Genomic DNA, 21,263 nt, shown 5'->3' on the forward strand with positions numbered 1-21,263 from the left:
ATGACCGTCACGGTCGACCCGCCGAGAATCGGCACAGCCCAGGCCATTCCGCGCCGGGTGCGGCCGGGGGCGCAGCGCTGGGCGCTGCTCGCATTGTTGACCGCGACGGCGGTGCTCTACCTGTGGGACCTGGACCGGTCGGGCTGGGCCAACGCGTTCTACTCGGCGGCCGCACAGTCCGGCGCACAGTCCTGGAAGGCCTTCCTGTTCGGTTCGTCGGATGCCGCGAACTCGATCACCGTCGACAAACCCCCACTGTCGCTGTGGCTTCCGTCGCTGGCCATCCGCATGTTCGGTCTCAGCGCGTGGAGCATCCTGATACCCCAAGCCCTCATCGGGGTAGGGTCGGTGGCCCTGCTGTGGGCAACCGTGCGCCGGCCGTTCGGTGAGACGGCCGCGCTGATCGCCGGCGCGGTTCTGGCGCTGACTCCGGTGGCTGTCACGATCTTCCGGTTCAACAACCCCGATGCGCTGTTGGTCCTGCTGATGATCGCCGCGGTGTGGGCGCTGCTGCGGGCCATCGACGACGGTCGGCTGCGCTGGCTGCTGCTCTGCGGTGCATTCCTGGGTCTGGGGTATCTGACCAAACAGCTCGAGGTGGCCCTGGTGATGCCGGCGCTGGCGATCACCTACCTGCTGGCCGGCCCGCGATCGCTACTCGGCCGGGCCGGGCAGTTGGTGCTCGGACTGGGAGCGGCCGTGGTCGCAGCGGGCTGGTGGGTCCTGTTGGTGCAGCTGTGGCCGGCGGGTAAGCGACCATGGATCGGTGGGACGCAGACCAATTCGGTTCTCGAGCTGACGTTGCGTTACAACGGTATCGGCCGGCTCAACGGCGACGAGCCGGGCAGCACCGGTTCACCCGGCTTCATCTCCCCGGTCCACGTGGGTGGCCGGACGTCGGGGCACCCGTGGGGACAGCCCGGCATCGCCCGGCTCTTCGAACCGGAACAGATCGGTGACATCGGCTGGCTGTTGCCCGCCGCGCTGGTCTTCGCGATCGCACTGCTTGCTTGGTGGGCCCGGGCCCCGCGGCGTGACCCGCAGCGGGCCGGTCTGCTCGTCTGGGTGTTGTGGCTGCTGACTACCGCGCTGGTGTTCAGTTTCATGGCAGGGATCTTCCATGCCTATTACACGGTTGCGCTGGCCCCGCCGATCGCGGCGGTGATCGGCATCGGTGCTGCAGTGTGCTGGCGGGAGCGCGAAAAAAGTTGGGCCAAAGGGGTATTGACGACAGCTGTGGTGCTGACCGTGGTGACGTCGGTGCTCGTGCTTGCCCATGTGCCCGGCTACTTTCCGTGGCTGCGGTGGGCTGTCCCGATCGGCGCGGTCGTGCTGCTGGCCGCGTTGGTAGTCCGCATCCCGTTGCCGGTGTTCGTTGCGGCCGCGGCGCTGGTGGCTCTCGGCGGCCCGGCCGCCTACAGCGTCACGACGGTGGTGCGCGGCAACGTCGGCGCGATGCCGATCGCCGGACCGGTTCCCCGCGTCGTGACCGCGATGACCAAGGGCATCGGACCGGTCCAACGGGCCGAGATCTCCGTGGCCACCGGCCCCGGATTCCTGTTGCCGACAGGATCTCCCGGTGCCGGGATGCATCTGGCGGGGTGCACGCTGCTGGACTCGGGCGTGCCCGACCGGCGACTGGTCGACCTACTCGACGCCAATGCCGAGCGCTACACCTGGGTGGCCGCCACCGTCGGATCGGTCTGTGCGGCCGGCTATCAGCTGGCGAGCGGTTATCCGGTGATGCCGGTCGGTGGCTTCAATGGCACCGACCCGTCGCCGGCGCCCGATGCCTTCTTGCGCCTGGCGTTGTCCAAGCGGATCCACTATTTCATCGTCACCAACCCGGTCCACGAGGACCAGTGGGGGCACCTGGATTCCAATGCGCTGATCCAGCAATGGGTTCAGCGCAACTTCACGCCCAAGCATGTCGGCAGGGTACTGATCTACGACTTGACGGCGTAGCTCAGGCCAGCATCGCCGCGATCTCGTCGACCGACCATGGCGGGCTGTCGTTGTGATCCCGGTAGCCGATCAGGCTGGGGGAGGGCCGATCGAAGCGGCCGACGAAACCGCCTGCGGCGATGAAGATCTGGCCGGTGATCTTGCTGGCGAGGTCGCTGACCAGGTAGGCGTACATGGGCGCGACGTACTCGGGTGCGGGCGCATCGAGCGCGCCGGCGGCGCTGACCTCGTCGAGCATGCCGCGCCGCCGCAGCGAGGCGATCTGTTTTTCGTAGTCGAGTCCGCTGGACAGCCGGGTCTTCGCGCCAGGGCACACCACATTCGCGCGCACCCCGTGCTCTGCCAGTTCCGCCGCGATCGCCATGGTCAGTCCGTTCACCGCGCCTTTGCCTGCCGGGTATCCGGTGCCACCGTAATCACCAAGGAACGCAAAGGAACTGGTGTTCACGATGGCACCGCGGCCCCGTGCCACCATCTTCGGTGCTGCCGCACGACAGGTGGCGAACACAGTGCCCAGGTGAACATCGATCAGGTCGCGAAACTCGGCCGGTGTGACACCGAGGATCGACGACCCGGCCGGCTCGGGCGCACCCGCACAGTTGACCAGCGCATCGACCGCGCCGAACTCCTTCTCGCACAGGGCGATCAGGTCCTCAGCGACCGCCTCGTCGGCGGCTGAACCGGCGTGGGCGACCGCCCGGCCGCCGGCCTTGATGACGGTGGCAACTGTCTCTTCAACGGCCGCTGCATCGCGGCCGTTGACCACAACACCAGCACCGCAGTCGGCCAGCAGTGCCGAGACGGCCGCCCCGATACCGCGTGAGCCACCGACAACGACAGCGCCGAATCCCGCCAGCGGGCGGTCACTCACCGTCGGAGGAAGCCTGGCTGAACTGCATGCCGTCCATGTTCCAGTAGCCGCGCATGTTGGCGATCAGGCCGGCGTCGTTGACATGGTAGGTGAACACCCCGCGCACCGTGCTCGTCAGACCGCCCTCGAACTGACTGCGCAGCACCAGGATATGGGCCACTTCGTTGGGAGAGCTGGACGGGAAGGTCTCTTCGCACGTGACGCGAAGGTTGTTGGCGGCGATGTTGGCGTCATAGAAGGCGGCGACGGCCTCCTTGCCCCGCACCCCATCACCATCGGGGTTGGTGATGGCCTGCCCGATCGGATCCTCGACGACGACGTCGTCGGCCATCAGGGCCAACCAGCCTTCCCGGTTGTGCGACATCACGCACTTCCACGATGCCTGTGAAGCGGCCAGTGCCGGTGTCTGCTCGGTTGTGGTCATGAATCCCTCTCCTTGGTTGTCAGATACTGCAGGCGGCGCGAGCGCCATCTTCGGTGGCTTTGCGGATGAGTCCCAGTCCGGTGCAGTCGCCGACGGCGTGCACCTTGGCGCCGGGCAGCCGGTCGGTGAGCGCGTCGAACAGCGCGGTGTCGGCTTCGGGGTGCCCGGCGATGATCACACTGTCGGCGGCCAGCTCCTTCTCCGTGCCGCCGTAGGGGGTGAACGCCACTCCGTCGTCGGTGATGCGGTGCACCTCCGCGCGAACGTGCACCGGAACGGCCAGCCGGTCGAGTCGGTCCATGTGCTCGGTCCGGCGTTTGAGACCGACCTCCGGGGCGATGGTGCGACCCGCCTCCAGAACGGTGACGAATCGGTCTTGGGCCGCGAAGAATTCGGCAAGTTGGATCGACGCGAGATCACCGCCGACGATGATGACGCGGCGCCCCAACGGGAGCCAGTCGGCGTTGGCCAGCAACTCGTTGAGTGCGGGGCCGCTGCGCACGCTCGGCTTGTGATCGCCGTCGAGGGTGGGCACCACGACGGTGGCACCGGTGGCCACGATCACCGCATCGGGATCCAGTGCCGCGATCTCGTCGGCGTCGACCGTGTGTGACAGTTCGACGGACACTGTGCTGCCGGCGATTTCGCTGCGCAAATACTGCAGGAACGGCGCGTTCTCCGGGTGCAGGATCGATGCCCACACCAACGCCCCGCCCAATTGTGCGGTGCGCTCGAACAAGCTGACCTGGTGCCCGCGCTCGGCGGCCACCCTGGCCGCTTCCAAGCCGCCGGGCCCGCCGCCGATGACGGCGACGCGCTTGCGGTGCGTGACGGGGTGCAGTGCGAGTTCGCGTTCCTTGCCGGTGCGGGGGTTGACCGCGCAGTCGACTGAAAACCGTTGCTCCATAGCGTCGATGCAGTTCTCACACGAAATGCAGCGGCGAATCCGGTCGGCACGCCCGTCCCGGACTTTCGCGGCAAGCTCAGGGTCGGCCAGCATCGGCCGTCCCATGGCGATGAAGTCTGCCCGGCCCTCGGCCAGGATCTGCTCGGCGCGCACCGGGTCGTGGATGCGGCCCACCGCGATCACCGGCACGTCGACGACCTGCTTGACTGCCGCGGCGGCGCCGACGTTGAGCGCATCACCGTCGTCGGCGGCGTTGACCATGCCGGTGACCAGCCGGTCGATCACCCCGCCGCTGATGTGAAAGGCGTCCACCCCGGCGGCCACCAGTTGCGGTGCCACCTGCGCGGTTTCGTAGCTCGGGCGCCCGCCGGCCACCCGCTCGTAACCCGAGATTCGCAGCGTGATGGGCAGGGCGTCGCCGATCTCGGACCGGATGGCGGCCAGGGTCTCCAACACCACCCGGATCCGGCCTTCCGTGGAATCGCCGCGGTAATCATCGGTGCGCCGGTTGCGTTGCGGGGCAAGGAAAGAACCCAGGAACATGTAGCCGTGGGCGGCGTGCAGTTCGATACCGTCGTAGCCCGCCTCGGCGGCGCGCCGGACCGCGGCCTTGAACAGGTCGATGACTTCAATCAGCTGTGCGCCGGTGACCTCGGCAGACGGTCGACCGGTCAGATAGGACGGGATCACCGACGGGCCAAGCGAAGTGACCCCGTGCATCTCCGGGCCCAGCCCGTCGGGGCCGGCGTGCACGATCTGGGGTTGGATCTTCGCGCCGTGCTCATGGACGGCGTCGACCAATGCGCGGTGCGCGCTCACCGCCTCGTCAGTGCCGAGGTGAAGCCCACCCGGAGTTTCGGGGTGTAGGTGGTCGATGCCGGTGGCGCCCAAGGTGATCAGTCCGACACCGCCCTTGGCACGGGCGGCGAAGTAGTCACGAGTGCGCGCCGAGGGAAGGCCGTCGGGGGTGCCGTACATGGTCTCCATCGGAGACATCACGAACCTGTTGCGGAGTTCCATCCGGCCGATCCGACCGGGGCGCAACAGGTTCGGGAAGGTATTCACGAGAGGCGTTTCATGATTTCCGGGCCGTGCCCGCGCCATAGGGCAAGGCGGGCACGGCCCGGAAGGTCCTCCGACGACACGCGTAGGTCAGCGGTCCTCGTCGGTGTAGCGGATGATGCCGCGGATGTTGCGGCCCTCGAGCATGTCCTTGTAACCGTCGTTGATCTGCTCCAGCTTGTACTGCCGGGTGACCATGTCGTCGAGGTTGAGCTTGCCGGCCTTGTACATCGACAGCAGCTGCGGGATGTCGAAGTGCGGGTTGCCCCCACCGAAGATGGTGCCCTGCAGGTTCTTCTGCATCAGGGTCAGCATCGCCAGATTGATGTTGGCCTCGTTCTCCATGATGCTGCCCATCGCGGTCAGCACGCAGGTGCCGCCCTTGGAGGTGATGCCCAGGTAGCTGTCGACATCCTTGCCGTGCAGTTCGCCGACCGTGACGATGACCTTCTTGGCCATCAAGCCCCAGGTGGTCTCCGCGATGCCCGCGGCCGCGGCCTCGATATCGGGGTAGACGTGGGTGGCACCGAACTTCAGCGCCTGATCGCGCTTCCACTCCACCGGGTCGATCGCGAAGACGTAGCGGGCGCCCGCGTTGACCGCACCCTGCAATGCCGACATGCCAACGCCGCCGACGCCGACGATCGCCACGTCCTCACCGGGGCGGACATCGCCGCTGCGGACCGCGGAGCCGTAGCCCGTGGTCACGCCGCAGCCCACGAGGCAGGCCACCTCGAACGGGACGGTCTTGTCGATCTTCACCACCGAGCTCTTGTGCACCACCATGTACGGGCTGAATGTGCCCAGCAGTGTCATCGGGAAGACGGGCTGACCCTTGGCAGTGATGCGGTGGGTGTTGTCGGAAACCGCAAGGCCACCGAGCAGGCCGGCGCCCAGATCGCAGAGGTTGCGCATGCCGGCCTGACAGGACGGACAGTTTCCACACGATGGGATGAACGAGAGCACGACGTGATCGCCGGGTTCGAGGTTCTCCACCCCGGGTCCTACCTCGGTGACGATGCCGGCGCCTTCGTGCCCACCGAGCACCGGGAAACCGAACATCGGGATGCCACCGGTGACCAGGTGATGGTCCGAGTGACACATGCCCGAAGCTTCCATCTGGATCTTGACTTCGTCCTTGACCGGGTCGCCGATCTCGATTTCCTCGATCGACCACGGCTGGTTGAACTCCCAGATGAGAGCACCTTTTGTCTTCACAGCGAACCTCCACTCGCGAAACCCGACCCCGGTCTACTCCGGGGCGGCCGGCCGTGCCGGATAGTCAATCTAGGCCAAAATTAGAACGTGTTCCTGTACTGCCGACCATTATGACCTCCGTCACCTTCAAAGTCACCGCCGGGGGCCAATACTTGACGCCTGTCGAGTATTCACCAGATCGGGACGGGGGCCTCACCGAGGGGGTAGTAGCCGGGCAGCTTCTCGCCCGCGACGCTGCGCTCGATGCGCTTCTGCATGGTCGGCGTCAGGTCACCGGAGGAGATGAGCTTGACGAACGCCTTCTGCACGTGGCCGAAGTCGAAGAAGTCGCGCTGCCATTCGATCAACAGGTCGTCGTTCAGCCGGAACCAGCTGCCGCCGATGCCGTAGATCTCGTCGGTGCCACCGTCGCTCTTATGCGCGATCTGCTTCCAGAAGCCGACGATCTCGTTCTGCTTCTCGTCGATCAGGACCTTCTGGTACTCGTAGACCCAGTTCTCCAGGCCTTCCATCTCCAGGCCCAGCGCGACGTCGCGGATCTGGTCCTTACCGACACACATGACGTCTTCCTTGGGCCCGATGTTCCAGCCGTAGGTGGCGTCATCGGTGTAGAACTCCGCCAGGTTCGTCCAGTCGCCGGCCTTCTCGCTGTCCTTGTTGGCCTGCAGCCAGCGGTCGGCCCAGTCCTGCAGTTGTTCGCGTGACGCCATTGTTCCGCCTTCTATTTCTCAGTAATGGATAGTGCTCGGGTGGGACACATTTCGATGGCGCGTTCAACATCGTCGCGCATCTCGTCGGGTGGCTCGGAATCGACGATCTCGACGACGCCGCGCTTGGGCACCTTGAAGACGTCGGGCGCCTCCAGTTCACACATGGCGTGCCCTTGGCACAGGTCCTCGTCGAGCTCGATGCGGTAACAGCCCATCGAACTAAGCCTTGACGCGCTTGCGGTAGCGGGCTTTCGCCGGCCGGGCCAACTGGACCACCATCTTGGAGTGGTCGTTCTGGTAGCTCTCGGCGGGCTGCGCCATCTCGAACTCATACTCGCGCAACAGGACCGAGAAGATCGCCTTGATCTGCATCTGCGCGAACGCCGCGCCGACGCAACGGTGTTTACCCGCGCCGAACGGGATCCACGTCCAGCGGTTGACGATGTCGGCCTGTTCCGGCTTGTTGTAGCGATCGGGGTTGAACGCGTCGGGGTCTGGGAAGTCCTCCGCGATGCGGTTGGAGATCGCCGGCGAGGCTGCGACGAAGTCGCCCTTGTGAATCGGGTAGCCCTGCACCTCGAACTCGTCCTGCGCGACGCGCATCAGGATGATCAGTGGTGGATGCAGGCGCAGCGTCTCCTTGACGACGTTGTCCAGCTTCGGAATCTGGCGCAGCGCATGGAAGCTCACCTCCTGACCGTCGGCGTATAGCTCGTCGAGCTCGTCGCGTACCTCGGCGTAGGTGTCCGGGTGGCGGATCAGCTCGATCAGCGTCCACGCCGACGTTCCCGAACTGGTGTGGTGTCCGGCGAACATCAATGAGATGAACATGCCGGTGACCTCGTTGGCGGTGAAGCGCGGATTGCCCTCGTCGTCCTTGATCGAGACCAGCACGTCGAGCAGGTCGCGACCTTCTTTGCCCTCGGGCGGGTTGGCGATCCGGTCGTTCATGATCTCCTGCACCAGCGCAACGAGTTTCACGCGCGACTCGTCGCGGATGCGGAAGCTCTCGATGTCGAGGTAAGGGTCGACGTAGCACAGGGGATCGGTGCCGCGCTCGAGATCGTGGTAGTACTCGGCGAACCGACGGTCGAGCTGCTCACGGAACTTGAGCCCGATCAGGCACGCCGTCGAGGTGTAGATCGTCAGCTCGGAGAAGAAGTCCAGCAGCTCGATCTCGCCTTCGTCGCCCCAATCGGCGACGATTTTTTTGACCTCGTTCTCGATGGTGGCGGCGTGGCCCTTCATCTGCTCGCCGCGCAGAGCGGTGTTGTGCAGCATCTCGGCCCGGCGCTCCGGGTCGGCGTCGAACACCACCCCCTCGCCGAAGATCGGCGTCATGAACGGGTAGGCCTCGGCCTGGTTCAGCTCGCTGTCGGCGGACCGGAAGAAGAACTCGTTGGCCTCGGCGCCCGACAGCATGACGACCTGCTTGTCGACGAGCTTGAACCAGCCGACATCCCCGCACTCCTCGCGGACGCGTTTCATCAAGCCGATCGGGTCGGTGCGGAATTCCTCGAGGTGGCCGTGTTCCTCTTCGCCACCGGAAACCCGCTGCACTTCTTTGGTGATCGTCACTGTGTCGATTCCCTTCTCGCTTCGCTCGTGCCCGCCGGCGGCATTCCTTCCTCGCCAAGGGCGAGCTTCTGACGAGATGTGTTGTCGGCCAGCGGAGCTTCGGGCTGGAGCTCCATGTTCGCGATGAAGCTGCCGCGGGGGGTCTCCGCGACAAATGTGATGGCGCGCGCGAGGTCGGCGGCGCGCATGAAGTAGTCATGTCGCGCTTGGCCCCACTTGGCCCAGTCGTCCAGTGCAGGTCCGATGAGTTCGGCCGGCAGGCTCCAGCCCATCGAGGTCTTGGTCGGGCCGGGATGGACGATCGAGGCGCGCACCCCGGTACCTTCCAGTTCCATCTGGTAGTTGGTCACCATCGACACCAGGGCGGCCTTGGCCGCGCCGTAGGCGCCCATGTGGGGCCGTGGCCGCAGCGATACATCGGACCCGACGAAGATCAGGTCGCCGCGCTGCCGTTCCAGCATGCCCGGCAGGACTGCGGAGGCCACCCGGTAGGCGCCGACCAGGTGAATCTGGATCTGGGACTCGAACTCGTCGATGCTGATCGAGTCGAGCCTGCCGAAGTAGGTGTCACCCGCACCGGCGACCAACACCTCGATCTCGCCGAGTTCGGAAGTGGTCTGCTCCACAGCGGCCTTCACCGAGTCGGGGTCGGTGACGTCCAGGTGCACCGCGATGGCCTCGCCACCGTCGGCACGGATCTTCTCGACGATCTCCTGCAGCTTGTCCACCCGGCGGGCACCGAGCGCGACGGGAAAACCGTTGGCGGCGAGCTTGATTGCGGTGGCCTCTCCGATGCCGGACGAGGCGCCGGCGACGATCGCGGGCCTGCGGTCGGGAAGGGGAGTAAAACGGGGCATCAACGAGCCTTTACTGTGATGGGCAGGTGGGCGAAACCGCGGACGTTGCTGGAGTGGACGCGGACCGAGTTGGCCTCGTCGACTTCATAGCCGCGGATGCGTTTGAACAACTCTTCCAAGGCAACTCGCGCCTCCATCCGGGCCAGATGGGCGCCGAGGCAGAAGTGCGCACCGCTGCCGAAGCTCTGTAGCTTGGCGCCGATGTCGCGGCCGATGAGGTAGTCGTCGGGGTTCTCGAATGCCCGCTCGTCGCGGTGCGCCGATCCCGGCAGGAGGAGCACCACGTCGCCGTCGGGAATGGTGGTGTCGTAGAGAGTCAGGTCGCCGGCGACCGTGCGGGCCAGGATCTGGCTCGACGTGTCGTAGCGCAGCGTCTCTTCGACCCACAGCGGCACCCGCGACAGGTCGGTGTAGACATCTGCCAGCTGGTCGGGGTTCTTGTGCCCCCAAAACGCGGCGTTGGCAAGCAGTTTGGTGGTGGTCTCGTTACCGGCGATGACCATCAGGAACATGAAGCCGAGGATCTCCTCGTCAGTGAGCCGGTCGCCGTCGATCTCGGCGTCCAGCAGTGCCGAGGTCAGATCGTCCGTCGGGTTCTTGCGCCGTTCCTCCACCATCCCCTGGTAGTAGACGATCAGGTTGAGCGACGCCTCGACGGCCTCCGGCGGCACGTCGGTGACGCCCTCGTCGCGGTGCATGACGCCATCGGCCCAGGCTCGGACCTCAACGCGGTCGGCTTCGGGCACCCCCATGAGTTCGGAGATGACGTCCATCGGTAGTTTGCCGGCGAACTCGTCGACGTAGTCCACGATTTCACCGCCGGCCGCCCGCTCGAGCATGGCGTCGAGGTGCTTGACGGCGATCTCGGTGACCCGCGGCTCGAGCTCGCGAATCCGTCTCGGGGTGAACCCCTTTGAGACCAGGGTCCGCAGGCGCAGATGGCCTGGATCGTCCATCGCCAGGAAGGACATCGTCTTCGAGGCGTGCGGTCCGCGGGATGCCGGATCCAGCGAGACGCCGAACTTGTTGGACAGGGTCGTGCTGTTGCGGAATCCCTGCAACACGTCCTGGTGGCGGGACAGCGCCCAGAACTTCAGGTCCTCGTTGTAGTACAGCGGGGCCTCGTCGCGCAGCCGCTTGTAGTACGGGTACGGATCCTCGTGGAAGTCGTAGTTGTAGGGATCCAGCATCGGGTCGATGTGCTGGTCCGGGGTCTTCACATTCATCGGTTCTCTCCCACGTTCTCTCTCAAAATGAGTTCCGCGACATACCCGATCCGGTCGGCGACCTGGCGGTAGCTCATGGCACCGGTGCCGGCGTGCACGAGCGCGCCGTAGTAGGTCATCTCCAATGCGGACACGATCTGCGGATCGGCGTCGGGCCCCAACGCCGACTTGATGCGTTTGTGGATCTCGGCCCCGATGCGGTCCCGCGCGGGGTGCACGCCCGCGTCGTTGCTCAACATGGCGGTGGTGCAGGCCGCGGCGAATTCGGGCTCGTCGGCGATCACCAGGGCCAGGCTGCGCAGTGACTGCTCGACGCGATGCAGCCGGGTGTCGTTGACGTCGGTGAAGTACGGGACCTGGCGCATCAGGTCGAGGTAGACCTCGGCGATCAGATGGTTCTTCGAAGAGAAGTAGGTGTAGGCGGTCGCCGGTGCCACCTTCGCGCGGGCCGCGACGGCTCGCACCGTCAGATCGGTGTACGACGTTTCCCGCAGCATCTCCAGGCCGGCCCGCAGCACCTTGCGGAAGGTTTCTTCCTGGCGGCGGTTGCGCGGTGCGTCGTCACCATCTCGGGTGACGGTTAGCACGACGTCGCTGGACACATGTCCAAGTTATCGGAACGGTGCCCCGATAGGCAAGCGATCGCAGTAAATTACCTGCTCATAACCCTATGCAGGCTAGCTTTGCCGAAGAGTCTTGCACCATGGACGCGTCTGCGGCTATGGTGCGAAAGACGAAATCTCGGACACGTGTCCAACGAAGCAGACGGGAGTCGGGATGACGATTGCGGCCGATAAGAACAGCGATCTCTTCATCGACGGCAAGTTGGTGCCGGGTGGTAACGGCAGATACCCAACGATCAATCCGGCGACCGAGGAGATCTTGGGCACGGCCGCCGACGGCGACGCCGAGGACATGAGCCGCGCTATCGACGCCGCGCGCCGTGCCTTCGACACCACCGACTGGTCCACCAACACCGAACTCCGGGTGCGCAGCATCCGCCAGCTTCGCGACGCGATGAAAGCCAACGTCGAGGAATTGCGCGAGATGACCATGGCCGAGGTGGGTGCCCCGCGCATGCTGACCGCGGCCGCTCAGCTCGAGGGGCCGGTCGAGGACCTGTCCTTCAGCGCCGACACCGCTGAGGCCTATTCGTGGCGGCAAGATCTCGGTGTCGCCGCCCCGATGGGCATCAAGACTCAGCGCACCATCGTCCGGGAGGCGGTCGGCGTCGTCGGCGCGATCACCCCGTGGAACTTCCCGCATCAGATCAACCTCGCCAAGCTCGGCCCGGCGCTGGCGGCGGGCAACACGATCGTTCTCAAGCCCGCGCCCGATACCCCTTGGTGTGCCGCGGTTCTCGGTGAACTGATCGCCGAACACACCGATATCCCACCGGGTGTCGTCAACATCGTCACCTCCAACGACCACGCGGTCGGGGCGCTGCTGTCCAGCGACCCGCGGATCGACATGGTGTCGTTCACCGGCTCGACCAATACCGGCCGTGCGGTGATGGCCGCCGGTGCGGCCACCATCAAGAAGGTCTTCCTCGAGCTCGGCGGTAAGTCGGCGTTCCTGGTGCTCGACGATGCCGATCTGGCCGGTGCCTGCTCGATGTCGGCGTTCACCGCCGCGATGCACGCCGGTCAGGGCTGCGCGATCACCACCCGCCTGGTGGTGCCGCGGGCGCGTTACGACGAAGCGGTCGAGGCCGCCGCGGCAACCATGGCAGGTCTCAAGCCGGGCGATCCGACGAACCCCGGAACCATCTGCGGGCCGGTCATTTCCGAGCGCCAACGCGACCGGGTGCAGTCCTACCTCGACCTCGCGATCGAAGAAGGCGGCCGGTTCGCCTGTGGCGGTGGCCGCCCGGCCGATCGCGACATCGGGTACTTCATCGAGCCGACGGTGATCGCCGGACTGGACAACAGTGCCCGGGTGGCGCGCGAGGAGATCTTCGGCCCCGTGCTGACGGTCATCGCTCACGACGGTGACGACGACGCGATCCGCATCGCCAACGATTCGCCGTTCGGCTTGTCGGGCAGCGTGTTCAGCGGCGATCCCGAGCGTGCGCAAGCCGCGGCGGACCGGCTACGGGTCGGCACCGTCAACGTCAACGGCGGCGTGTGGTACTCCGCGGACGCGCCGTTCGGCGGCTACAAGCAGTCCGGGGTCGGCCGGGAAATGGGCCTGGCCGGCTTCGAGGAGTACCTCGAGCTGAAAGTCATTGCGACCGCCGTCTAACCAACTCGCCGAGCGTCGAGTTGTTGCGCTCATCGAGGCGAAAAGTCAACAACAACTCCACGTTCGGCGCTGAAAAGGAGAGAGCATGGGACAGTTCGATGAGAAGGTGGCCATCGTCACCGGCGCAGGCGGCGGAATCGGCCAGGCCTACGCCGAGGCCCTCGCCCGGGAGGGTGCGGCGGTCGTGATCGCCGACATCAACATCGAAGGCGCGCAGAGGGTCGCCGACGGGATCAAGGGTGAGGGCGGCACCGCGCTTGCGCTGCCGGTCGACGTCAGCGACCCGGTGTCGGCCAAGGCGATGGCCGATCAGACGCTGGCCGAGTTCGGCGGCATCGACTACCTGGTGAACAACGCCGCGATCTTCGGCGGGATGAAGCTGGACTTCCTGATCACCGTGGATTGGGACTACTACAAGAAGTTCATGAGCGTGAACCTCGACGGCGCACTGGTGTGCACCCGCGCGGTTTACCGCAAGATGGCCAAGCGCGGTGGCGGTGCGATCATCAACCAATCGTCCACGGCGGCATGGCTGTACTCGAACTTCTATGGCCTGGCCAAGGCCGGGGTGAACAGCCTCACCCAGCAGCTGGCAACCGAACTCGGCGGCCAGAACATCCGGATCAACGCGATCGCGCCCGGCCCGATCAATACCGAGGCCAACCGCACCACCACGCCGCAGGAAATGGTCGCCGACATCGTCAAGGGAATCCCGTTGTCGCGCATGGGTGAAGTCGACGATCTGGTCGGCATGTGCCTGTTCCTGCTGTCGGATCAGGCGAAGTGGATCACCGGCCAGATTTTCAACGTCGACGGCGGACAGATCTTCCGCTCATGACCGACCTGAAGGTCGGCTACATCGGGCTGGGAAACCAAGGCGCGCCGATGGCCAAGCGGCTCGTCGAATGGCCCGGCGGACTCATCGTTTTCGATGTGCGGACCGAGGCCATGACTCCGCTGGCCGAACTCGGCGCGACACTGGCGGACAGTGTCGCCGACGTTGCGAAGGCCGATGTCATCGAAGTGACCGTGCTCAACGACGAGCAGGTGCGCGATGTGGTGGGCCAGCTTGCCGAACACGCCAAGCCGGGAACGGTCATCGCGATCCATTCCACGATCGAGCCGAACACCGCCCCGGAGCTGGCTGACCAGTTGCGCCCCAAGGGTATTCACATCGTCGACGCTCCCGTCAGCGGCGGCGCGGGTGCCGCCGACAAGGGTGAGCTGGCCGTCATGGTCGGTGCGGACGACGACGCGTACGAACTCGTCAAGCCGGTGTTCAAGCAGTGGGCCTCACTGGTGGTCCGCGCCGGCGAGCCGGGTGCCGGCACCCGGATGAAGCTGGCCCGGAACATGTTGACCTTCATCGGCTTTACCGCCGCGTGCGAGGCGTCGAGGCTCGCCGAGGCGGCGGGGATCGATCTGCAGAAACTAGGTCGGGTGGTGCGGCACAGCGACGCACAGAGCGGCGGCCCCGGTGCGATCATGGTCCGCGACGACACCAAGCCGCTGCAGCCGGACCACTTCATCTACAACATGTTCGTGCATACCCGTGGGCTGGCCGAGAAGGATCTGCGGCTGGCTCTCGCTCTCGGCGAAGCCAACGGCGTGGAACTGCCGCTGGCCGAGATCGCGCTGCGGGACCTGGCCGCCGGGCTCGGTGTCCCAAACACAAAGGAGTGATGATGGACGAGTTGCGCCGCAAGGGCCTGGAAAAGATGAACGAGGTCTACGGCTGGGAGATGCCGGACTCGCCGGGTGACTATTTCGCGCTCACTGCCGACCACCTGTTCGGCACCATCTGGTCGCGACCGGGATTGACGATGCGGGACAAGCGCATCATGACGCTGACCGTCGTGACCGCGCTCGGCATTTCCGACCTGGCCGAGATCCAGGCCAACGCCGCCCTGCACAACGAGGAGCTCACGGCTGAGGAGCTCAAGGAGATGGCGATCTTCCTGACGCACTACCTCGGCTTCCCGTTGGGCTCGAAGCTGGACGGGGCCGTCACCAAGGTCACCGCCAAGCGTAAGAAGGCCGCCGAGGCGGGCCAGGGCGAAGACAAGAAGGCCAACGTCGCCGACGCCCTGAAGATGCACAGCGGGGACTAGTTGCGGGTCGCGACCACGAAGTAGCCGCGCGGCGCGTCCGGTACGTCGGCCGGCGTGACCGGGGCGTACCAGCGATTCCACCGGTTGCCGGGTTCGGCGATATCGGTGACCTCGGCTGACCACCCGCGATCGCGCACCAACTCCGCGGGATCGTCGGTGCCGAACAGCCAGGGTGCACCGTTGGCGGCCATCGACTTCAGCAGATCGGCCATGAACGGCGCCTCCAGCAACGACTTCCCGACGACGTCGTAACACAGCACCGACCCCGGTGCCGACAGCGCATCGATCCGCGCGAAAAGCAGACGCACGGCTTCTTCATCCAGGTACTGCAACAGCCCTTCGGTCAGCCATACCGATGGCGCCGTGGCGTCGAAGCCCGCCGCTCGCAGCGCAGCCGGCCAGTCGTCGGCGAGATCGACCCCGATCGGCTCCCGCGCGCACGGCGGGGCCTCCTCGGCCAGTAACGCATTCTTCGCCGCGATCACGGCCGGCTGGTCGAGTTCGAACACGGTCGTGCCCGCCGGCCAGGTCAGCCGATAGGCCCGCGCATCCATGCCCGCGGCGACCAGCACGACCTGCCGGCAGGTAGCGACCGCGTGCAGCAGGGCGTCGTCCCAGAATCGGGTGCGCACCACGATCTGCATGGTGGTGCGCTCACCCGAGGTGGCCAGCGCCGCGTCGAGGATCCGGTGTCCGGCCTCGCCGGCCAGCTTGTCGGCGAACGGGTCGGTGAAGAGCCGATCCTCCTGGGTCGATTCGCGGGCGCGGATCGCGGCCACCAACAGTCCGGTGTCGGCCACCGCGTCTCGTCTGGATTCCATTCCCCGATGGTGTCAGCCGGCCGCACCCCGCGGCTTGTACATTTCAGCCTCAGCGCGCGACGGCGTCGAGATGGCTGGGCAGGCTCGACCGCCGCCGCGGGTACTGGCTCGGTGTGATCGCCGTGAAGCTGCGGAAGTCGCGAACGAAATGCGCCTGGTCGAAATAGCCGAGATCGGCCGCGATGTCCGCGCCCCGGTGCGCCCCGGTGTCCAGTCGGCGCAGGGCAGCTTGCAGCCGCCGCACGCGCAGGTACGTCTTCGGGCTGAGCCCCACTTCGGCGGCGAACAACCTGGCGAGCCGCTTGGGGGACAGGGTGGTGAGTGAGCAGACTTGCGCCACGGTAATGGACGGGTCGGTGTCGAGGTGGGCCAGCAGGCCGTTCATCCGATCGTCCTGAATCATCAAGCAGTCCAACAGAAAACGCTCCAACAATGCCACCCGCACGGTGGCCGATGTGGTCTCGATGAGCTGCTCCCGCAAGATGCGAGATGATGCGCCGAAGATATCGTCGATGCCGATGCAGCGGTCCCGCAGGTCGCTTAGCGGGATCCCGAGGAACGCCCGGGCGCCGGCCGGGCGGAAGTGCGCGGTCATGACGGTCTGGCCCGGATCGATCAGCGTGACGTAGGACGTGGTGCCGGCGCCCGTGATGAACGCCGACGGAACCTGCAGTGCCGGTTGCCCGACGGCGGTGAAGTCCACCTGATCTCGGCCGCTGAGTTCGATGACGATCGTGACCGCACCGCGGGGCAGTGCGGTGCTGCGATGCGGCGCCCCGCCGGTGTGCTCCCAGTAGCCGATATAGCTGATGTGCGCTGACAGCGGCGGTCCCGGATGGTGCAGGAATGGACCTGCTGACTCCGGGCTCACGCCGACCAGGGTAATGCCGCCCTCATAACAAAGAGGTCCGTAAGACAACGGTAAGGAAACGGGCAGATCGCAAACGGTTATCGGGTCGTGTCACAAATGTGACATTTGTGCACCAGTGTTACCAAAGTGAAATCGGGCGCCGACGGCCTCGATCAAAGGGCAAGGAGTGGCAATGACTTCTATGACCGCGTATGAATCGTGGACTGCCGACTCGTGGACTGCCCCGACCATGCTCAGCCGCCTCTGGGCCGAACCAGCGCCCAAGCAGGCCAAGGTCGTTCGCCAGATGTCGCAATGGGTGAAGGCCGTCGACACGACGGTGATAGTGCTCTGCCCGCCGGTGGTTTCCGTCTGCGCCATCTTCGCCGCCATGATGTGGCCCGGCCCCGTGATGGCTGACAACGTCGGTCACGCGGCGACGTCGGTACCGATCAACGCGCCGGTACAGGACAGCGTCCCGGCTCCCTAATTGCTTGTGCGCGTTGATGGGTGATCCACTAATTCCCCGTCGCTTCGCTCGCCCCGGTGCTGAGCAAGGCCGCACCCACCCAGCGGCGCAGATACCGCCGCAGCTCGTCCCCGTGCCGGGGCGGCCGGCCCGGGTCCACCATGAAGGACTGAACGATCCGCAGCAGGTGCTCGCCGAGCTCGTCGAGATCGCCATCACTGAATCCGTGTGCGGCCCAATCGACATCGAAGCGGCGTAGCAGCGAGCCGGCGAACGCCAGCGCGACATCCGAGGTGACCTCGGCGCTGAACGCGCCGACGCGTTCCGGCCCCAGCAGCAGACCCATATGTTTGTCGTGCGGCAACGCTTCCACCGCAACGGCAATCCCTTCGGTCACCGCCTCGGCCGGGTCGGTGATGCCGGAAAGGTGTGCGGCCATCCGGTCCAGGAATCCAGCCGCGGACGCCATCGCCGCTGCCTGCAACAGCGCGTCGGTGCTGGGGAAGTAGCGATACACGGTCTGGCGGGTCACGCCGAGCGTGCGGGCCACGTCGGCGATGCTCAGGTCAGCGCCCCGGGCGTCGATGGCCTTGTTCGCTGCAGCCAGGATCCGGGCGACCGCTTCCTCGTCGGTGGCAGGCGCCGATCCCGACCAGCCATGGGTCCGCACGGTCAGCCGCCCACTGCCAGGGTGTACGCCGCGCCGCCGAAGAACAGCGCGGCCACGCACAACGCAAAAGTGCCAGCGGCGAAGGGCCAGGCCCGCTTGCGCCGGACCAGCGCGACGGTGGTGATGACGATGCCGATCACCGCCACCAGCGTGGCGATTCCCACCGCGGTCAGCACGGCAGTGACGGCCCCCTCAGCACTGCACGTCGCCGGGGGACAGTAGTCCAGGAACGCCAGCGAGAGCAGCCCCAGGAACGCGCCGCCGGCACCGACGATCACCGTCAACACCATCACGATGATGGCGATCGTCAGGTCCGTCGTCGACAGCGGCGGCTTGGCAGGCGGTGGCGGATAGCCGGGGTATGACGGATAGCCCGGGTAACCCATGATCCGGGATGCTATCGGGGCCCTGTGCTTTAGCGGTACGCGACAGGCAGTTTTTTGACGCCGTTGAGCCAGCCCGAACGCAGGCGCTGCGGCTCGCCGAGCTTGCTGATGTCCGGGATCTGATTGGCGATCTCGTTGAAGATCAGCTTGATCTCCATGCGCGCGAGGTTGGCGCCGATGCAGAAGTGCGCGCCGTTGCCGCCGAACCCGAGGTGCGGGTTCGGATCACGAGCGATGTTGAACTGGAACGGGTTGTCGAAGACTTCCTCGTCGTAGTTGGCCGAGCTGTAGAACAGGCCTGCCCGCTGACCCTCGCGGATGGTGACGCCGCCGATTTCGATGTCTCGCGTCGCGGTGCGCTGGAAGCAGTGCACCGGAGTGGCCCAGCGGACGATCTCGTCGGCGGTGGTCTCGGGCCGCTCCCGCTTGAAAAGCTCCCACTGGTCGGGGTTTTCGAAGAAGGCGTTCATCCCGTGGGTCGTGGCATTGCGGGTGGTTTCGTTGCCGGCCACCGCGAGCAGGATCACGAAGAACGCGAACTCGACCTCCGAGAGCGATTCTCCGTCGATATCGGCCTGCACCAACTTGGTGATGATGTCGTCGGCCGGGCAAGCCCTGCGCTGCTCGGCCATCGTGTAGGCGTAACCCATCAACTCGGCGTTGGCGACGGTCGGGTCTTCGTCGAAGTCCGGGTCGTCGTTGTTCATGATGCTGTTGGTCCAGTGAAAGAGCTTCTGGCGATCGGCTTCCGGCACGCCGAGCAGGTCGGCGATGGCCAGCAGCGGCAGCTGCATCGCGATGTCGTCGACGAATTCGCCGGTGCCTTTCTCGGCTGCCGCGGCCACGATGTCGCGGGCGGCACCGGCCAGCTTCTCCTCCAGCTTGGCCACGGCGCGCGGGGTGAACAGCCGCGCGACCAGCTTGCGCAGCCGGGTGTGCTCGGGTGCGTCGTGGTTGATCAGCAGCGCCTTGGTGATTTCCACCTGGTCTTTGGTCATGTCATCGGCGAAGCGCATGACAACGCCTTGCCTGTTCGTCGACCACAGGTCACCGTCGCGGGAGATGTCCCGGATGTCGCGGTGCTTGCTGATCACCCAGTAGCCGCCGTCGTCGAAGACCGAGGGGGCCTCGTTCCACCACACCGGCGCGGTCTTGCGTAGCTGCGCCAGCTGGGCGACGGGCATGCCCTCTTTGATCAGGTCAGGGTCGGTGAAGTCGAAGCCCGCTCCGAACGGGCACACGCTGGCGGTGGTCATGGTCTACCTCGCTGTTCATGTGATGTAGCGCACCTTTCCCTAGACCATACACCGTGCCAGTAGGTGTATGCCCGCTAGCGTCAGTTCATGACTGATCGCCCCGACCTCGCCGAACTGCTGCGCCGGCGTGCACTGACCGAGGACGCGGCGCGCCCCGACGCGGTCGAGCGCCGGCACGCCGCCGGCGGTCGAACGGCTCGGGAGAACATCACCGACCTGGTCGATGCGGATTCCTTCGTCGAGTACGGGCGGTTCGCGATCGCGGCCCAGCGCCGCCGCCGCGACCTCGACGACCTGATCGCACGGACGCCCGCCGACGGCCTGATTGCCGGGACGGCTCACATCAACGGGCACCCGTGCGCGGTGCTGTCCTACGACTACACGGTGCTGGCCGGCACCCAGGGCGTGTTCGGCCACCGCAAGAAGGACCGGCTCTTCGAACTCATCGAACGGATGCGACTGCCCACGGTCTTCTTCGCCGAGGGCGGTGGCGGCCGCCCCGGTGACACCGACTATCCCGCGGTGTCGTCGCTGGAGACGCGGGCCTTCAAGCTGTGGGCCGCGCTGTCGGGTGTGGTGCCGCGAATCGCGGTAGTCAAGGGGCGCTGCTTCGCAGGCAACGCGGTGATCGCCGGCTGTTCGGATCTCATCGTGGCCACTGCCGACACCTCGATCGGCATGGGCGGGCCGGCGATGATCGCCGGGGGCGGCCTCGGCGATGTCGCGCCCGACGCCGTCGGCCCGATCTCGGTCCAATCGCCCAACGGGGTCGTCGACGTCGTCGTCGCCGACGAAGCCGAGGCCGTCGCGGTCACCAAGCGCCTGATCGGGTACTTCCAGGGCAGCACACCGCCCGGCCCGGCGGCAGACCAAACCTCTTTGCGCACAGTCATTCCCGAGCGGGCCCGGCGCGCCTATCCGATCGCGCCGATCATCGAGACCCTCGCAGACGAAGACTCGGTCACCTTCCTGCGGGAGAAGTTCGCCCCGGAGATGGTCACCGCGCTGGCCCGGATCGAAGGCCGCCCGGTCGGTGTCATCGCCAACAACACCATGGTCATGGCCGGCGCGATCACCGCTGCCGCTGCCGACAAGGCGGCGCGCTTCCTGCAGCTGTGCGACACCTTCGGCCTGCCCATCGTCTCGCTGATCGACTGCCCCGGCTACATGGTCGGCCCGGCTGCCGAGGCCGAGTCGCTGGTCCGGCGCGCCTCCCGAATGCTGGTCGCCGGGGCTGCGATTCGGGTGCCGCTGGTGGCGGTGATCCTGCGCCGTGGCTACGGGCTGGGCGCCCAGGCGATGACCGGGGGCAGCCTGCACGAGCCACTGCTGACGGTGGCGTGGTCCGGGGCTCACCTCGGCCCGATGGGGCTCGAGGGCGCGGTGCGACTCGGCATGCGCAAGGAGCTGGAAGCCATCGAGGACGACGCCGAGCGTGAACAGCGGGTCGCCGCGGCCACCGCGGCGATGGAGGAGAACGCCAAAGCGCTCAACGCCGCCCAGATGTTCGAGATCGACGACGTCATCGACCCGGCGCTGACCCGTGGTCTGATCGCCGCGACGCTGACCGCCGCGACCGCCCACGGCGAACTCCCGCCGCTAAGGCGGTTCGTCGACACCTGGTAGTGCGGGTGGGCG

At 66.3% G+C, this 21,263-nt stretch carries 22 protein-coding genes; 7 read left to right on the forward strand and 15 right to left on the reverse strand.

Going from position 1 to position 21,263, the window contains the following annotated elements; all coding sequences use genetic code 11:
- Entirely contained in the window at nt 1–1,965 is a 1,965-nt protein-coding gene (locus tag SLQ31_RS04210; protein WP_319429928.1) for a glycosyltransferase family 39 protein, read from the forward strand.
- Nucleotide 1,966: 1 nt separating this feature from the next.
- Here the strand turns inward: SLQ31_RS04210 and SLQ31_RS04215 are convergent, their stop codons facing one another.
- From SLQ31_RS04215 to SLQ31_RS04260, 10 genes are all read right to left on the reverse strand, one after another.
- Nucleotides 1,967–2,836, reverse strand: coding sequence for an SDR family NAD(P)-dependent oxidoreductase (locus tag SLQ31_RS04215; RefSeq protein ID WP_319429930.1), 870 nt, complete (start codon nt 2,834–2,836; stop codon nt 1,967–1,969).
- Nucleotides 2,829–3,260, reverse strand: a complete 432-nt coding sequence (locus SLQ31_RS04220; protein ID WP_319429932.1) for a nuclear transport factor 2 family protein — start codon at nt 3,258–3,260, stop codon at nt 2,829–2,831. The genes SLQ31_RS04215 and SLQ31_RS04220 overlap by 8 nt, the downstream gene beginning before the upstream one ends.
- A 19-nt stretch (nt 3,261–3,279) precedes the next feature.
- Nucleotides 3,280–5,232 (reverse strand): NAD(P)/FAD-dependent oxidoreductase, encoded by a 1,953-nt coding sequence (locus SLQ31_RS04225; RefSeq protein WP_319429934.1) that lies wholly within the window; start codon nt 5,230–5,232, stop codon nt 3,280–3,282.
- An 87-nt stretch (nt 5,233–5,319) separates the two neighbouring features.
- Entirely contained in the window at nt 5,320–6,447 is a 1,128-nt protein-coding gene (locus SLQ31_RS04230) for an NDMA-dependent alcohol dehydrogenase (RefSeq protein ID WP_319429935.1), read from the reverse strand.
- Between the two features lie 170 nt (nt 6,448–6,617).
- Nucleotides 6,618–7,157, reverse strand: a complete 540-nt coding sequence (locus tag SLQ31_RS04235; RefSeq protein WP_319429937.1) for a nuclear transport factor 2 family protein — start codon at nt 7,155–7,157, stop codon at nt 6,618–6,620.
- An 11-nt stretch (nt 7,158–7,168) separates the two neighbouring features.
- The gene (locus SLQ31_RS04240) at nt 7,169–7,372 is read right to left on the reverse strand and encodes a ferredoxin (protein WP_319429939.1); all 204 of its coding nucleotides are present in this window, start codon (nt 7,370–7,372) and stop codon (nt 7,169–7,171) included.
- Between the two features lie 4 nt (nt 7,373–7,376).
- Nucleotides 7,377–8,729 carry a cytochrome P450 gene (locus SLQ31_RS04245; protein WP_413641881.1) on the reverse strand — a complete coding sequence of 451 codons (1,353 nt, stop codon included), beginning with the start codon at nt 8,727–8,729 and terminating at the stop codon, nt 7,377–7,379.
- Between the two features lie 2 nt (nt 8,730–8,731).
- Nucleotides 8,732–9,592, reverse strand: a complete 861-nt coding sequence (locus tag SLQ31_RS04250; protein WP_319429942.1) for an SDR family oxidoreductase — start codon at nt 9,590–9,592, stop codon at nt 8,732–8,734.
- The gene (locus SLQ31_RS04255; protein WP_319429944.1) at nt 9,592–10,818 is read right to left on the reverse strand and encodes a cytochrome P450; all 1,227 of its coding nucleotides are present in this window, start codon (nt 10,816–10,818) and stop codon (nt 9,592–9,594) included. The genes SLQ31_RS04250 and SLQ31_RS04255 overlap by 1 nt, the downstream gene beginning before the upstream one ends.
- Nucleotides 10,815–11,420, reverse strand: coding sequence for a TetR family transcriptional regulator (locus tag SLQ31_RS04260; RefSeq protein WP_319429946.1), 606 nt, complete (start codon nt 11,418–11,420; stop codon nt 10,815–10,817). The genes SLQ31_RS04255 and SLQ31_RS04260 overlap by 4 nt, the downstream gene beginning before the upstream one ends.
- A gap of 175 nt (nt 11,421–11,595) precedes the next feature.
- Here SLQ31_RS04260 and SLQ31_RS04265 point away from each other — a divergent pair, with 175 nt between their 5' ends.
- From SLQ31_RS04265 to SLQ31_RS04280, 4 genes are all read left to right on the forward strand, one after another.
- Complete coding sequence (locus tag SLQ31_RS04265) at nt 11,596–13,062, forward strand: aldehyde dehydrogenase (protein WP_319429948.1); 1,467 nt, start codon at nt 11,596–11,598, stop codon at nt 13,060–13,062.
- A gap of 85 nt (nt 13,063–13,147) precedes the next feature.
- Nucleotides 13,148–13,900 carry an SDR family oxidoreductase gene (locus SLQ31_RS04270; protein ID WP_319429949.1) on the forward strand — a complete coding sequence of 251 codons (753 nt, stop codon included), beginning with the start codon at nt 13,148–13,150 and terminating at the stop codon, nt 13,898–13,900.
- A complete protein-coding gene (locus tag SLQ31_RS04275) occupies nt 13,897–14,745 on the forward strand; it encodes an NAD(P)-dependent oxidoreductase (RefSeq protein WP_319429951.1) in 849 nt (282 codons plus the stop codon). Before SLQ31_RS04270 ends, SLQ31_RS04275 begins: the two co-directional genes overlap by 4 nt.
- Nucleotides 14,746–14,747: 2 nt before the next feature.
- Nucleotides 14,748–15,173: a carboxymuconolactone decarboxylase family protein gene (locus SLQ31_RS04280; RefSeq protein ID WP_319429953.1), complete on the forward strand. Its 426-nt coding sequence runs from the start codon at nt 14,748–14,750 to the stop codon at nt 15,171–15,173.
- Here SLQ31_RS04280 and SLQ31_RS04285 read toward each other — a convergent pair.
- Nucleotides 15,170–15,994: an SAM-dependent methyltransferase gene (locus tag SLQ31_RS04285; protein WP_319429955.1), complete on the reverse strand. Its 825-nt coding sequence runs from the start codon at nt 15,992–15,994 to the stop codon at nt 15,170–15,172. The two genes, SLQ31_RS04280 and SLQ31_RS04285, sit on opposite strands and share 4 nt — an antisense overlap.
- Nucleotides 15,995–16,043: 49 nt before the next feature.
- A complete protein-coding gene (locus tag SLQ31_RS04290; protein WP_319429957.1) occupies nt 16,044–16,865 on the reverse strand; it encodes a helix-turn-helix transcriptional regulator in 822 nt (273 codons plus the stop codon).
- A 172-nt stretch (nt 16,866–17,037) separates the two neighbouring features.
- On the opposite strand from SLQ31_RS04290, the gene SLQ31_RS04295 reads away from it, so the two are divergent.
- Nucleotides 17,038–17,334 carry a hypothetical protein gene (locus tag SLQ31_RS04295; RefSeq protein WP_319429959.1) on the forward strand — a complete coding sequence of 99 codons (297 nt, stop codon included), beginning with the start codon at nt 17,038–17,040 and terminating at the stop codon, nt 17,332–17,334.
- Nucleotides 17,335–17,362: 28 nt separating this feature from the next.
- Here SLQ31_RS04295 and SLQ31_RS04300 read toward each other — a convergent pair whose 3' ends face one another.
- From SLQ31_RS04300 to SLQ31_RS04310, 3 genes are read right to left on the reverse strand one after another with little or no spacing between them, the layout of a single operon-like run.
- A complete protein-coding gene (locus SLQ31_RS04300) occupies nt 17,363–17,983 on the reverse strand; it encodes a TetR/AcrR family transcriptional regulator (RefSeq protein WP_319429961.1) in 621 nt (206 codons plus the stop codon).
- Nucleotides 17,984–17,985: 2 nt separating this feature from the next.
- On the reverse strand, nt 17,986–18,369 hold the full coding sequence (locus tag SLQ31_RS04305) for a hypothetical protein (protein ID WP_319429963.1): 384 nt from the start codon (nt 18,367–18,369) through the stop codon (nt 17,986–17,988).
- A gap of 29 nt (nt 18,370–18,398) precedes the next feature.
- Nucleotides 18,399–19,625 (reverse strand): cytochrome P450, encoded by a 1,227-nt coding sequence (locus SLQ31_RS04310; RefSeq protein WP_319429965.1) that lies wholly within the window; start codon nt 19,623–19,625, stop codon nt 18,399–18,401.
- 87 nt (nt 19,626–19,712) lie between these two features.
- Between SLQ31_RS04310 and SLQ31_RS04315 the strand changes: the two genes are divergently transcribed.
- Complete coding sequence (locus SLQ31_RS04315; protein ID WP_319429967.1) at nt 19,713–21,251, forward strand: acyl-CoA carboxylase subunit beta; 1,539 nt, start codon at nt 19,713–19,715, stop codon at nt 21,249–21,251.
- Nucleotides 21,252–21,263 lie beyond the last annotated feature (12 nt).

Source organism: Mycobacterium sp. RTGN5 (assembly GCF_033804465.1).
Lineage (GTDB): Bacteria > Actinomycetota > Actinomycetes > Mycobacteriales > Mycobacteriaceae > Mycobacterium.

Coding starts and splice junctions, on each gene's coding strand:
- SLQ31_RS04280 (WP_319429953.1), top strand. CDS start 14,748: ATGGACGAGTTGCGCCGCAAGGGCCTGGAAAAGATGAACGAGGTCTAC.
- SLQ31_RS04285 (WP_319429955.1), bottom strand. CDS start 15,994: ATGGAATCCAGACGAGACGCGGTGGCCGACACCGGACTGTTGGTGGCC.
- SLQ31_RS04235 (WP_319429937.1), bottom strand. CDS start 7,157: ATGGCGTCACGCGAACAACTGCAGGACTGGGCCGACCGCTGGCTGCAG.
- SLQ31_RS04305 (WP_319429963.1), bottom strand. CDS start 18,369: ATGGGTTACCCGGGCTATCCGTCATACCCCGGCTATCCGCCACCGCCT.
- SLQ31_RS04310 (WP_319429965.1), bottom strand. CDS start 19,625: ATGACCACCGCCAGCGTGTGCCCGTTCGGAGCGGGCTTCGACTTCACC.
- SLQ31_RS04270 (WP_319429949.1), top strand. CDS start 13,148: ATGGGACAGTTCGATGAGAAGGTGGCCATCGTCACCGGCGCAGGCGGC.
- SLQ31_RS04220 (WP_319429932.1), bottom strand. CDS start 3,260: ATGACCACAACCGAGCAGACACCGGCACTGGCCGCTTCACAGGCATCG.
- SLQ31_RS04240 (WP_319429939.1), bottom strand. CDS start 7,372: ATGGGCTGTTACCGCATCGAGCTCGACGAGGACCTGTGCCAAGGGCAC.
- SLQ31_RS04210 (WP_319429928.1), top strand. CDS start 1: ATGACCGTCACGGTCGACCCGCCGAGAATCGGCACAGCCCAGGCCATT.
- SLQ31_RS04315 (WP_319429967.1), top strand. CDS start 19,713: ATGACTGATCGCCCCGACCTCGCCGAACTGCTGCGCCGGCGTGCACTG.
- SLQ31_RS04265 (WP_319429948.1), top strand. CDS start 11,596: ATGACGATTGCGGCCGATAAGAACAGCGATCTCTTCATCGACGGCAAG.
- SLQ31_RS04250 (WP_319429942.1), bottom strand. CDS start 9,592: ATGCCCCGTTTTACTCCCCTTCCCGACCGCAGGCCCGCGATCGTCGCC.
- SLQ31_RS04295 (WP_319429959.1), top strand. CDS start 17,038: ATGACTTCTATGACCGCGTATGAATCGTGGACTGCCGACTCGTGGACT.
- SLQ31_RS04255 (WP_319429944.1), bottom strand. CDS start 10,818: ATGAATGTGAAGACCCCGGACCAGCACATCGACCCGATGCTGGATCCC.
- SLQ31_RS04275 (WP_319429951.1), top strand. CDS start 13,897: ATGACCGACCTGAAGGTCGGCTACATCGGGCTGGGAAACCAAGGCGCG.